Source organism: Polaribacter litorisediminis (assembly GCF_019968605.1).
Classification (GTDB): domain Bacteria; phylum Bacteroidota; class Bacteroidia; order Flavobacteriales; family Flavobacteriaceae; genus Polaribacter; species Polaribacter litorisediminis.
The window spans coordinates 2,352,016-2,366,053 of the sequence record NZ_CP082966.1; the positions used below are offsets into that span (position 1 = coordinate 2,352,016).

General features: G+C 29.7%; 9 protein-coding genes. 8 read left to right on the forward strand and 1 reads right to left on the reverse strand.

Annotated elements, in window-relative coordinates; translation table 11 throughout:
* Positions 1–93 precede the first annotated feature (93 nt).
* The gene (gene katG, locus K8354_RS10145) at positions 94–2,277 is read left to right on the forward strand and encodes a catalase/peroxidase HPI (RefSeq protein ID WP_223439329.1); all 2,184 of its coding nucleotides are present in this window, start codon (positions 94–96) and stop codon (positions 2,275–2,277) included.
* Positions 2,278–2,393: 116 nt separating this feature from the next.
* Complete coding sequence (locus K8354_RS10150) at positions 2,394–3,035, forward strand: LytR/AlgR family response regulator transcription factor (protein WP_223439331.1); 642 nt, start codon at positions 2,394–2,396, stop codon at positions 3,033–3,035.
* A 9-nt stretch (positions 3,036–3,044) separates the two neighbouring features.
* Here the strand turns inward: K8354_RS10150 and K8354_RS10155 are convergent, their stop codons facing one another.
* Positions 3,045–3,938, reverse strand: a complete 894-nt coding sequence (locus tag K8354_RS10155) for an IS1595 family transposase (RefSeq protein ID WP_223439333.1) — start codon at positions 3,936–3,938, stop codon at positions 3,045–3,047.
* A 206-nt stretch (positions 3,939–4,144) separates the two neighbouring features.
* Here K8354_RS10155 and K8354_RS10160 point away from each other — a divergent pair, with 206 nt between their 5' ends.
* The 6 genes from K8354_RS10160 (at position 4,145) to K8354_RS10185 (ending at position 14,035) form a co-directional block, all read left to right on the forward strand.
* On the forward strand, positions 4,145–7,069 hold the full coding sequence (locus K8354_RS10160; protein WP_223439335.1) for a sensor histidine kinase: 2,925 nt from the start codon (positions 4,145–4,147) through the stop codon (positions 7,067–7,069).
* A 150-nt stretch (positions 7,070–7,219) separates the two neighbouring features.
* Positions 7,220–7,435: a DUF6140 family protein gene (locus tag K8354_RS10165; RefSeq protein WP_223439336.1), complete on the forward strand. Its 216-nt coding sequence runs from the start codon at positions 7,220–7,222 to the stop codon at positions 7,433–7,435.
* A gap of 266 nt (positions 7,436–7,701) precedes the next feature.
* Positions 7,702–8,145 (forward strand): hypothetical protein, encoded by a 444-nt coding sequence (locus K8354_RS10170; protein WP_223439337.1) that lies wholly within the window; start codon positions 7,702–7,704, stop codon positions 8,143–8,145.
* 16 nt (positions 8,146–8,161) lie between these two features.
* Positions 8,162–9,892 (forward strand): dynamin family protein, encoded by a 1,731-nt coding sequence (locus tag K8354_RS10175; RefSeq protein WP_223439338.1) that lies wholly within the window; start codon positions 8,162–8,164, stop codon positions 9,890–9,892.
* 23 nt (positions 9,893–9,915) lie between these two features.
* Positions 9,916–11,826: a dynamin family protein gene (locus K8354_RS10180; protein WP_223439339.1), complete on the forward strand. Its 1,911-nt coding sequence runs from the start codon at positions 9,916–9,918 to the stop codon at positions 11,824–11,826.
* A 22-nt stretch (positions 11,827–11,848) separates the two neighbouring features.
* Positions 11,849–14,035, forward strand: coding sequence for a dynamin family protein (locus K8354_RS10185; protein ID WP_223439340.1), 2,187 nt, complete (start codon positions 11,849–11,851; stop codon positions 14,033–14,035).
* Positions 14,036–14,038 lie beyond the last annotated feature (3 nt).

The following is a 14,038-nucleotide window of genomic DNA, read 5'->3' on the forward strand; positions in this document are numbered from 1 at the left end:
CAAAAAATTCCGTAAATTTAAAACAGCTATAAAATGGTTTTTAACAATATAAAAATAAGAACCAACGATAAATACAATTTAAATCAACGAATCATGCAAAAAAATAAGAACAGTAATACATGCCCATTTATGGGAGGAACTCAAAAACATGCAGCTGGTAGCGGAACAAAAAACCGAGATTGGTGGCCAAATGAATTAAAATTAAATATTCTTCGTCAAAACGCTACAAAATCTAACCCAATGGGAGAAGATTTTGATTATGCGGACGCTTTTAATAGCATTAATTATGATGAACTGAAACAAGATATTATTCATTTAATGACAGATTCTCAAGATTGGTGGCCAGCAGATTACGGTCATTACGGACCTTTTATGATCCGTATGGCTTGGCACAGCGCCGGTACTTATAGGGTTGGCGATGGTCGTGGAGGCGCAGGTTCTGGTTCGCAACGTTTTGCTCCATTAAATAGTTGGCCCGATAATGCCAATTTAGACAAAGCTCGTTTATTACTTTGGCCCGTTAAAAAGAAATATGGAGCTAAATTATCTTGGGCAGATTTAATGATTCTTGCTGGCAATTGTGCCATGGAATCTATGGGGTTTAAGACTTGCGGTTTTGCCGGCGGACGTCAAGATGTCTGGGAACCTGAACAAGATATTTATTGGGGTTCAGAAACGGAATGGTTAGGAAATGATGCAAGGTATGAAGATGGAAATTTAGAAAGTGATTTAGGTGCTGTTCACATGGGATTGATTTACGTAAATCCAGAAGGACCCAATGGAAGACCAGATCCGGTAGCCTCCGCAAAAGATATTAGAGAAACTTTTGGAAGAATGGCTATGAATGATGAAGAAACTGTTGCCTTAATTGCTGGAGGACATACTTTTGGAAAAGCGCATGGTGCCGCAAGCCCTAATGAATTTGTTGGAAAAGAACCTGCTGGTGCACCTATTGAAGAAATGAGTACTGGCTGGAAAAACAGGTATAAATCAGGAGTTTTAGATGATACCATTACCAGTGGAATTGAAGGTGCCTGGACACCAAACCCAACAAAATGGGATTATGATTATTTTGATGTGTTATTAAATTACGATTGGGAGCTAACAAAAAGTCCGGCTGGAGCACATCAATGGAAACCCTCTAATCCAAACGCTAGAAAAGCACCAAAAGCAGGAGACGCCAATAGCACACAAGATTTAATGATGACTACTGCAGACATGGCCTTAAAAATGGATGCTAAGTACCTAGAAATTTCTAAACATTTTCAGCAAGACCCTAAAGCTTTTGAAGATGCTTTTGCAAAAGCTTGGTTTAAATTAACGCATAGAGATATGGGACCGGTTTCTCGTTATTTAGGTTCAGATTTCCCTAAAGAAGAATTGATTTGGCAAGATCCAATTCCTGAAGGAACCCTGCTTTCATCCGCTGAAATTTCTACATTAAAAGAGGCTATTTCCAATTCATCTTTATCCATTTCTCAATTGGTAACCACTGCTTGGGCGGCGGCTTCAACATATAGAGGTTCAGATATGAGAGGTGGCGCAAATGGAGGAAGAATTCGATTACAACCACAAAAAAGTTGGGCGGTAAATAATCCTTATGAATTAAATAAAGTAATTACTGTTTTAGAAGAAATTCAAAAGAAATTTAATGGCGACGTATCTATGGCTGATTTAATTGTTTTAGGAGGTTCTGTTGGTATTGAAAAAGCTATAAAAAACGCAGGTTATGAAATTTCTGTTCCGTTTACTTCAGGACGAGGAGATGCTACCCAAGAGCAAACTGACTTAATTTCTTTTGGTTATTTAGAACCAAGAGCCGATGGTTTTAGAAATTTTATCAAAAAAGATTTAAAATTAGCTGCTGAAGAATTATTGATTGATAAAGCACAATTACTAACCCTCTCTATTCCCGAAATGACGGTTTTAATTGGAGGTTTAAGAGTTTTAGGAGCCAATTACAATAACTCTAAATATGGCGTATTTACAGATACTGTTGGTACACTTACCAATGATTTCTTTGTAAATATTTTAGACTTTAGCACTACTTGGAAAGCAACTTCTAGTGATGATACTCTATTTGAAGGAACTGATAGAACAACTGGTGAAATTAAGTTTAGAGGTACTAGAGCCGATTTAATTTTTGGTTCCAATACAGAACTGAGAGCTATTGCAGAATTTTATGCTGCCGATGATGCAAAAGAACGTTTTGTGAATGATTTTGTTACTGCATGGGTAAGAGTGATGAATCTAGACCGGTTTGATCTTAAAAAATAAATTTTCACAAAAAAAGGGAATCAATAATTATTGATTCCCTTTTTTTGTGTTTTAAATGAAACACTTTTACCAATTCCTTTTTTTTATCACCTAATTTAATATTACATTTAGGGGCTATGATAAAAGTAATAATAATTGACGATGAAATTAATGCACAAATTGTATTGAAAAATACAATTGAGAGATATTTTCCAAATAAGTTCTCTGTAATATCTTTATGTAATTCAGTAAAACAAGGAGTTAAATCTATTAAAGAACACAATCCAGATTTAGTGTTTTTAGATATTCAAATGCCTGGTGAAAATGGTTTCGAGCTGTTTAAATATTTTAAGGTTATAAATTTTGAAGTGATATTTACAACCGCTTATGAAAAATTCGCATTAAAAGCAATAAAATGTAGTGCACTAGATTATTTATTGAAGCCTATTAATCATTTAGATTTAGCAAGCTCTTTAAAACTTTTTGAAACGCGATATCAGCAAAATTCAGGACAAAAAAAATTGACCTTATTATTAGAGAATTTAAATTTAGACAATCAAAATTCTTATAAAATAGCTTTTCCAACTATTGATGGTTTTGAATTAATTCATTCTAATCAGATATTATACTGTAAAGCTGACAGTAATTATTGTTTGATTAAAAAAGTTGACGAGAGTATAATAATAGTTACAAAAACATTGAAATATGTAGAGGAATTAATGCCTGAAAAAAAATTCAAGCGTATCCATAAAACATATGTTTCAAATTTAAATTATTGAGGTCAGTAGTTAGGAACATATAATTTTACTTTGATATATTTTTTCAGCTTTCACCATTCTTATTATCAAATTATTAAAAATGTTCTTTTTGCTATTTGAGCGATTAATTCGATAACAAAACTCATCAAGATATCTTTCGATGTTAAAATCGCTTACTGATGAATAGGTAGTTCTTATCCATGATTTTACCTGATGAATCATCGTGTGTATTGCCATAAAATTCTTTCCTTGATTACTTTCTATTTGAGTAATATTATACTCTTCAATTAAAGGACGATAACCTCTCCACTTATCTGTGGTTATTTTTGCGTTTTTATCAATGTGTTTATCAAATATTGTTTTTAATTCTTTAGCTGAATAATTATCAATTTTCAGAGCATACATTCTTTTAATTTTACCCTTATCCGTTAATTCTACTGCGGTTACAATCTTTTTCTTCTTGCTATTATAACTCCTACCTACTTTTCCTTTTTCCTTTCCTCCAATCACAAATTCATCAATATGAACCGTTCCTTTCATAGGGTGATTTTCACTAGATTTCATTGCTTCTCTAACTTTATGCATAAATAATCTTGCTGTTTTTTCAGTAACTCCAAAGCGAACTCCCATGTAGCTGGCTGATAAACTTTTTGTGGTGGTTGACATTTCAAAACACATAAAAAAGGCTTTTCGTAAACCAAACTTCACTTTATGAAATAGCGTGTTTGCTGATGCAGTTTCTGTATGACTGCATTTGTTACAAGTTCTTGAAAAGTCCTTTCGGATTTGACTCTTTGTATGCTTACATTTTAAGCAATTAAAGCCTAATTCCCATTTAAAATTTGCCAGATATTCTTTACAATTTTCATCTGTTTTAAACCGATCACTAAACTCTAGAAGGTTTTTCCCTGTAAATAAATTCATAATTTGCCTATTTTATTGACTCCTAAGATATGAAATTATCTACTGACCTCAATTAAATTATATAGTCCGATACAATAAAGCCTTAAAGGAAGTTGAACTAACTAACGGAGAAAAATTACCAGTTTCATTTAGAAAAGAGGAAGAATTTGTTAAAACTATATTACACAAAGAATAATTTAATTTTTATTGTTTTACTGTGTTGTAATTTGAGTTACTCACAAATATTTCCTAGCAGAAACTATACTTCAGCTAAAGAGTTACCGAATAACGCTATTAGATCGTTATTTTTAGACAGTCAAAATTTTTTATGGATTGGAACTGAAAATGGAGTTGTTCATAAAGAGAATAAAAAGTTTACTCATTTTTTTGAAGAGAATGGCTTAGCTATGAATAATTGCTGGGCAATTGCAGAAGACTCCTCTAAAAAAATGTGGTTTGGTAGCTATGGAGCAGGTTTGAGTATATATGATGGTCAAAGTTTTATTGTGCTCTCCAAAGAAAATGGATTAGTTCATAATGAAATTACTAAATTATTGCATTTTAACAATAAAATGTATGTCGGCACAAGTGATGGTGTATCCGTTGTTGATATTAACAACTTTCAAATATTTTCTTCAAAATCTACCGAAAATAAACTTTTTAGAGTTTCATCATTTTTCGAGTATGATGCTAAAATTTACTGTACCACCTATAATTCAGGAACGTACCAGATTGTTCTGGATTCAGATAAAGTATCCCTTAAAAAAATTAATAACAATCAATATATTTATGCTGCTTTTAAGAGTAATGATAGTATTTACATTAGTAATAAGGAGTATTTTACAAAATCAAAATTAACATCTTTCATTTCTGATACAGCTACTTCGCCAACTTCTAAACAAGGCAACTCTATAATATGGGATTATTGTTTAACTTCAAAAAACAACATGTTTGCAGGCGCCTGGGGGATTTACAAAAATGATGGAGGTTTATACGAAATTGTAAATAATAAGTTTATTAATCGAAATTCAGATTTTAATATTTCAAGTAAAGAAATAGTATCTCTGGAGTTTGATTCAAAACTGAATAAACTTTATGTTGGGTCTAAAGATACTGGTCTATATGAAGTTGATATGTCTTCTGTCATAAAATTTATTCCATCTGCAGATATGGATATTTTAGATTATGCAACTTTCGGTGATACAAAAGCTTATTTGTATAAAGAAGTTTTAGTTTTGGAAGAAGGGACTAAAAAAATAAGATTAGATAAAAATATTTTAAAAAAATGGGAGGAAAATTTTCTTAGAAATACGAAAATGAGTTTACCTAAACATGAAGATTATTTTTATGAATTAGATTATAATACAAGCGCTAAAGATATTAAGTTTTATGATTTAAAATATTATAACCATGCCTTCTGGTTAAACACTACTATCGGCGTATTTTCAATCAAAAAAGACGGAACGTTTCTAAGATATTTACCTTTACATACGGAAGAATTTAATTTTACGGCTCAAGGCAATTTCATAGAAACCACTCCATATGAAGGAGTTCGAGTTTATACAGACTTAGATAAGTTTGACTACACCTATTTTAAAAAAGAAAAGAAGAACACGCCAACGATGATTGTAAACAGCCTAAAAAAAGGTGATAAAACCTATTTTTTATCAATTTTTTCAGGACTTTACATTTGGCATAACAACCATTTTACTTCTTATCTAAATAACAATATATGGTTAGAAAAAAAACTGAAGCACATAACAAGCATTGATAATAATATCGCAGTTTCAAATGAATCTGGAGATGTTTTTATTCTGAACGACGAACAAAGTTTTAATGTTATTAAAAAAATTGCGCGATCAAAAATTCAAGGAAATTCCATTTCCTTTTTAGAAAGTTATAATGGAAATTTATTCATAGGAACTGAGAAAGGGTTAACCATTTATAAGAATGACCGGTTTCTCTTTATTGATGAAGAGCAAGGCTTGAAACAACCAATTTTAAGTTCAAAACTTGAAGGTGACAATTTATTTATAGGCAGTAAACAAGGGTATTATACTATTAACCTTAATACGATTGAGCAAAAGAAACCTCTTGTTACAAAAATTAAAGTGAATCAATTTAAAATTAATAATGAAAACATACCCCTTGATAAAATAATTTCTAACGGTGAAGCGATACTAAATTATATTCAAAATACCGTTCTGTTAACCTTTTCAACGAATGCGCACCCATACCCAAATAAATTAGCATACCAGTATCAATTAAATTCTAACAGTGAATGGACCGAAATTTCAAGTTCTCCTGAAATTTTTCTACCCTACCTATCTCCCAAAAAGTATCAAGTTGAAGTAAAAGTATCAGATTTAAGTACAGGTCTCCATTATTCAGAAGTTATTTTAAATATTAGTATTCTACCTCCTTTCTGGAAAAACTGGTGGTTTATGAGTGCAATAATCTTCTTATTCTCAATTGGAACTTATCTTTTCTATAAACATAAAGTAAAGCAAAACAAAAAAATAGAAGTAGAAAAAGGATTCATTAAGAATCGTATTGAAGAAGTTAAAATGGAAGCGCTATTAGCTCAAATGAACCCTCATTTTATTTTTAATGCAATGAACTCCATTCAAAAATATATTTTGGAGAATGATCCAGATAGTGCTGTCTTATTTTTGGGAGAATTTTCAAAATTAATACGTAAAAACCTAGACCATTGTACACGTCCATATATTTTTATGTATGAAGAAATTGAATATTTAAACTCATACATTTATGTAGAAAATAAGCGCTTTAATAATAGTGTTTTAGTTGAATTAACGATAGATGAATCAATTGATACCTATTCCATGGAAATTCCTTCTATGATTATCCAACCTTTTATTGAGAATGTATTTGTTCATGCTTTTCCACCAAATGTTATAAATCCAAAATTGAATATTGATTTCAGTTTAACCCAAGAGAATATTTTGATTTGCACAATTAAAGACAACGGAGTAGGGATCTCAAAACCTTCAAAACAACTGCATAAATCAAAAGGAATTTTATTGATTAAAGAACGTTTAAAGTTACTAGGCTATAATGTTAAAGAAACCTTATGCATTACCGCTTCAGAAAAAGAAGGAACGAGCATTGTTATTTCTTTAAAAATTTAACGATAAAACAAAGAATCAATACGTTTACACATTACCTCTTTTTAGCTTTATAAAACTCCTTATTTTTAGGATTCGTTAGGAGGGAAAATGCTATGAAAAAGATTTTTTCACTTAATAAATTATTGACTACAACCCCAAGTTTATTTGAAAATGGCTTTATATAAAATTACTACCAAAAGGAAATTTGAAAATGGAAATTTATTGATTGACAAAGGGTTGTCAGTTCAAGTTTCATCGTTTGCAGTAAATCCATTGTATTATAATGAAGGAAATGATGTAAACAATGCTTTTCTAAGAATTTACGGAATAGACTTAAAACCACATGGGTTATTGAGTGCTACTTTTTTAGAGGTGGAGAAGGTTTGAAAAAAAAGCCAGTATAATTTAAGATTTTACTACAAAACGTAATTTTACTAAAATGGCTTTGTATAAAATAATCACAAATATAAAATCAAAAAAAAGGAAATTTATTGATTGCTAAAGGATTGCCAGTTCAAACTTCATCATTTGCTTAAAACCTTTTACATGAAAAAGAAAAAGTACATTAAGCATTTTAAGAGTTCAGAGTATTGATTTTAAAACAGAGGTGTATTTAAATCCAAGATATTCAATTATAAAAAGGTACAACTTATATGACTTTAACACAAAACCCCAGCAGATCCTATAGTAGATTAGAAATTGACTTAGTATTCAGAGAATTAAAAGCGACCATGCATAAAAAGGCATGTATTCGCGGCAACGGTATAGCATTATATCAAGATCTTTATACTGGGAAAACACTAAGAGGCGGAGATTCTTATGATTATGATCACATCCGTTCAGCAGAAGAAATTTACAACAAGTACAAATCTACTTTAACAGATGAACAAATTGCCTTAGTTGTCAATTGCCCTGAAAATGTTGGTGTTACTTTAACTTCAATTAATAAATCCAAAGGTAAAAAAAGAATGGAAGACTGGTTGTCTAATTCATCAAATACAATAACGTATAGTATTGATTTAAAGGTAACTTTATTAAATCTAAAAAAAGCTGATCAAGGGATTATAAAAATTGTAAAAAAATTAAAAATAAACTAACTAAAAACTAGAAATAATGAAATCAATTAAAGAATATTCTGTGCACTTTGAGTCTATAATTAAAGAAACAGTAAAACAAGTAACTGAAAGTAATTTATTAACGGATGAAATCATAAATAAAGGAAATCAACATGCTCAACAATTATTAGAAAGTATTCATCAAAATTTCACAATAAAAGTGCCAATAGTAGGGGATTTTAGCACAGGTAAAAGTTCTTTATTAAACGCTTTGATGAGTAAAGAAATATTACCTACAGGTATTAGACCCGAAACAGCAGTTTCATATGAGTTATACTACGCTCCAATAGAAGTAGCTGAATTATACAGAAATGGATCTGAAATTTCTAATTGTAAATTAGAAAGTATTAAAGGTTTGGATGTGAAACCAGGAGATATTGTTAAAGTATATGTAGATAATTTAAAAATTAAAACTTTATATAATGAAGGAATAACTTTAGTGGATATGCCTGGTTCTGATTCTGGGGTTGAAGCACATCAAAAAGCAATTCTAAGCTATTTAAAGGAAGGATCTGCCTTTATTACATTAGTAGATATTGAACAAGGAAGCATAAAAGGAAGCAACTTAAAATTTATGCAAGAAATTCTTAGCTACAACTTGAGTTCAGCGGTATTGGTAACAAAGTGTGATAAAAAAACGGTTACTGAACAGGATAAAATTAAAAATTTCATAATTGAGCAAGTTAAACGTTACGATAAGAGCAATTCTTCAGTTGGAATGGTATCAGCAATGGACTCTAATATCGGAGATTTTGAAAAGGTAATTTCTGATTTAGATAGTGCAAGTTTATTTTATGACCGTTTTCAACCACTAGTTTCTGCATTTATGAATCAATGGCAAGAATGGCTGCAATTAGAAGCAAATGTTATCTCTAAGAATAAAGAAGAATTGCAATTAAAATTAGCTAATCTAAAAGAAAGTGCTGAAAGAGCAAAAGAAGAAATATCATCTCAAAAAACAAGTCCTGAATTGGGTATGTTTGCTGTTGATGAAATTTTACAAAAAGTGAAAGATGCCCTAAAAAACAAAGCAAATACAATTGGTTCTTATATTCTACAAAATGATCAAGAAGGTGCAAACCGAGAAATTAGTGATACTGCTCGACCTATCCTTATTAATAGCCTGGAAGGCATCCAATCTAAATTGTCACATCAAATTTCCATAAACTTTGAGGATATAAATCAAAAATTAAAAGAGTTTGTAAGCACCTCTGATAAGACTTTGAATGTGGTTGATACAATTGGCACCACAATGAGCTCAATAAAAGATAAAATATCTAATACAAATAATTTAAACAAATATAGAGGAATAACAGCTATGATCGGTGTAACAACATCATTTATAGCCCCTTGGCTGGAAGTGATTATTATTTTTGCTCCAGATATTTTAAATGCACTCTTTGGTAAAAAAGACGAACAAGATAAATTAACTCAGGCAGTAAATGGTTTTGTGGATACTTCTATTCCTCAAATTATTAACAAATTAAGACCAGAAGTGGAAAAAGGAATTGAAGAACAAAGACAGATAATTCTTAAAAATATTGAGGAAGGACTTGCTCAAAAAGTAAAAGAAGTAGATGAACGTATTACATTAGAATATCAAAAAATTGCTACAAATGAAGAAGAAAAGAATGAAAAATTAGTAGCAATCAATCTTTTACAACAAAATTTAAGAGAACTAGCTTTATTTGATATAAAGAGTGTTAATTCTGAGTATGTAAGTTCATAACCTCAAATTAAATTCATAAAATAATGCTTGGTGGAATAAAAAATAGAATTAGTAAAAACACCACTTTAAAAGAGGTTTTTATAGAAGTAAACCCATACTTGTATTCGTCTAGTAAAGCGTTAAAACTAATTGCAGGGATAAATGAACCAAAACAAATTACAAATAGTAAAACGAATGTATTTAATGATTTAAACAACTATATATATAGTGATGACTTTGAGAATATTTGTAATGCTAATTTTAACTGCAAATTCGCTTATTACTTTCGCAATCAATACGAAGTAATGAAACAGGATGTCCTTTCCTCTAAAGATGAGGATTGGACAAAAATAGTTTTAGGGGGTGAATTTTCAGCAGGTAAATCAAGTTTTTTAAATTCATTACTTTGCGAAGAGGATGAGGTTGAATTTTTACCTGTTTCAGAAAAGCCTACGTCTGTAATTCCTACCTATATTTATTGTAGTAAAAAACAGAAAATGCAATATGTAATAGGAGAGAATAAACAGAATGGAAAAATGCTATTATCTCTTCATGCACTTTTAGCCTTAGGTCACGAATTTGAAAGAAAATATAAAATTAGTTTAGGGGCATTTTTGAATAAACTTATTATTCAACAACCAATAAAACACAATTTTTTAAATGATGTTATGTTTATCGATACTCCAGGTTACAATAAGGAAGATGGGGAGTCAAAAATAGATCAAAACACGGCGAAAAATGCTGTGAAAAATGGAGAAGTTTTATTTTGGTTGATTGATGTTGTTGCAGGGACGGTGAAAAAAGAGGATTTAGGTTTTATACGTGAAAATTTTAATAGAGATAAACCAAAAGTAATTATTTTTAATAAAGCTGATAAGGTATCTTCTAGTGAAATATTAAAAATTATTAAACAATCAGCTATAACTTTGAAGGCTAAAAATGATAATTCTATCATAGATATAGTCGCTTATTCTTCTCATGAAAAACAAATATTAAAATCTTATAGAAGTAATAAATCTTGGAAAGAAATTTTTGAGAAAGTAAAATCAAAAGCTCAGAAAAAGAAAGCTGAACAAGGTTTTAAAGAATCTTTACATGAACACAAAGAGTGGGTAACCATGGAAACAAATAATAAAGTTAAAGAACTAGACTTAAAAATTAAAGCCTGTAACAATAGTATTATCGATTATAATAATGAAAAAGACATTGATTTTACAAACACAAAACGTGAGATTAATTATTATTATCCTAAACGAGCATTTGAGCTTGATAACCTATGGACTAAGTTCCAAAATATATTAGAAAGGGAATTAGTTTGGATTGAAAAAGTAGGTTTTTTAAATAATAAAGAGAATTTAAATAGATTGAGAACCTCTTACAATGAATATAGTGCCTATAATCGTGAAGTTTCAGGAATTTCAAATCGATTATTTGAAGAAAAAATAAACAGCATAGACAAATATATAAGAGCAAAAGAAAAAGAAAAGACAGAAGTAATAAATCATCTAATAAAAGAGAGAGAACTCAACAAGAAAAGTATTCATAAATTAAATGACGACTCTAAAAAATTCCATGAAATGATTAATGATATTGAATTTTTATTGAAAAAATGTATTAGAAAACTAAATGAAAAAAAATCAGAAAGTAATTTTTCTCACTTGCGTAATATTGATGTTGTAAAAAAAACTAAAGATATTTTTGATTGCGTTACAAATAATGATTTTGATGGCTTTTTAGATTGTCTTTCTAGAAAAACTGAAATTAGTAAATTAAAAAATAATAAAGGTTACAATATACTTTCCTGGGCGGTATTGCATAAGAAATACGATATGGTTTCTGTATTAATGCCAAAAGCAAGACGTTTGATACAACGAAAAGAAAATCAAATTCTTTCTGCTTTAGAAATTGCAGAAGGAAATATGGACAAAATAATGATCAATCTTTTAACAAAATAAGCAATTTAATTTATAAATAATAATGGTAAAAAATAATATTTTTTCAGAACTAAATGATAAAATAACCAATTTAATAGATACTACAGAGGTTGATAGTTTGTATATAGATGGTATTTATAGATTAAAAGATGAATTGCCTAAAATAGTTCAAGCAGAAAAAGACTTAATATCGCAAGGTAAAACAATGCGTATTGGTATTATTGGTCAAGTTAAATCTGGGAAATCCTCATTTTTAAATGCGCTCCTTTTTAAAGGTAAAGATTTACTGCCAAAAGCATCTACTCCTATGACCGCGGGATTAACTGTAATTAGTTATGATAAAGTCCCTAAATTTAAAGTAGAGTATTACTCTAAAGATGATTGGAGCATTGTTGAAAATCAGGCAAGACAATACGACGCTATTTACAAAGAAGCTAAAAGTTCCGGTCAATTTGAAGATGAAAGAGATATAGTGGAAGCAACAAAAGAGAGAGCTGGAGATTTAATTTGTTCATCTCATGAGTTAGTTCAAAAATGCGGTGTTTCTGCTAAAAGATGTATAGGTAAAAAACCCTTAGAAGAAACCTTAAATTCTATTGATGATTTACAAGGACGCTTAAATCAATTTGTCGGAGCTAAAGGAGAGTTTACTTCTGTTACAAAAACGCTTTATTTGTATTTACCCGAAGAAGGGTTAAAAGGAGTTGAGATCGTTGATACACCAGGTGTAAATGACCCAATTGTTTCTAGAGAAGAACGAACTAATGAGTTTTTACGTTCTTGTCACGGAGTTTTTTTACTAAGTTATACAGGTCAGTTTTGTACAAATACAGATTTAACTTTTTTAAAAGAGCGTGTGTATGATCAAGGGATAAGTTCAGTAGTGGTTTTAGGTAGTAAATTTGACTCTGGATTGATTGATATTGCAAGGACTGCAGACGGTGATTTGGAATATGCTATTGATTATTTATCAGATTCACTAAAAGTTGGTTTGAAAGAAGCTTTTGAAAAGAAAAATTTGAGAAATGAACTTCCAAAACTTGATTGTACTTCAGGACTTTGCTATAGCTTATATCATAAGCCTAAAAATGAATGGGATGAAAACGAAGCTCATATAGCTAAATTATTAATTAAAAATTATCCAGATATCGGTGAAAATAGAGAATGGTTTAGCCTCCTTGGTAATATTGAAGAAATAAAAGAAAATTATATTGAAAAGGATTTTAAAAGTAATAAGGAACTCATAATTACCGATAGATACAAGGATTTCGTTGAAAATAACAGAACTAAAATATTAAACACTATTTCAGAAACTAAAAGTGATCTAGTAGATTACTCTAAAAAAATTAATTCGTTAAATAGTGATAACATTGTAAATCAGAAAAATCAACGTTTAAATGTCGAAAAATTTGGAAAAAAGTCATTAAATATTATCAATCGTTCAATAAAAAACTTGAATGCTTTTCCTAAAAAATTTTCAAACAAATTGACTTATGATAGTTTTAACCATGGAACTTATTTAGTGCCTAAAAAATTTAAAATAGAACAATATAGTGGTTATTGGCTCAAGCCAAACAGAAATTGTTCTGTTAGCCATGAAGTTGTTGATTCAATAAAATTAAAAGAGATTTTAACTAAATATTTAGATTCTAATTTAGAAAAGGCTTTCAACAAATGGAGTAAGTATTTTTCTAGTAAAGGGCCTTTTGTTAGCTCTCTTAAAAACACAATTACAGATCTCTTGAAAACAGATGATTTTAATGGTATAGATCCTGAAATTATACAAGAAGTGTTATTGGATTCTTTAACGGATATAGACCGATGCGCTGATTTATTTTCAAAAGTTAAAATTAAAGATTTTTACAATGACAGAATTAGTAGAATAAAGACATCTACTAGAACTTGGGGTGGATATTTTGAAAATAAAAGTGATAGTCCTGAACTTATAATTGACGGTCTAAATGCATCAGAGAGAGATAATTATTTTAATGACGTAAATAAAATCATAGAAGAATATAAAGCTGAAATTACGAAGGAAATATCAGTTCAGAAAGAAGATATTGGTAGAATATTAATAGAAATGAAACGTTTATTTAATGAGAATATTGGTCAGAAATTTGAAGAAGTAACTGCAAAATATGAACAAATTTTAAAAGATAAGGAATCACGTATAAATGATATCGATGCTAGTATTAGTAAATTAGAAGAAATTGAAGAAATATTTAATTAGAAA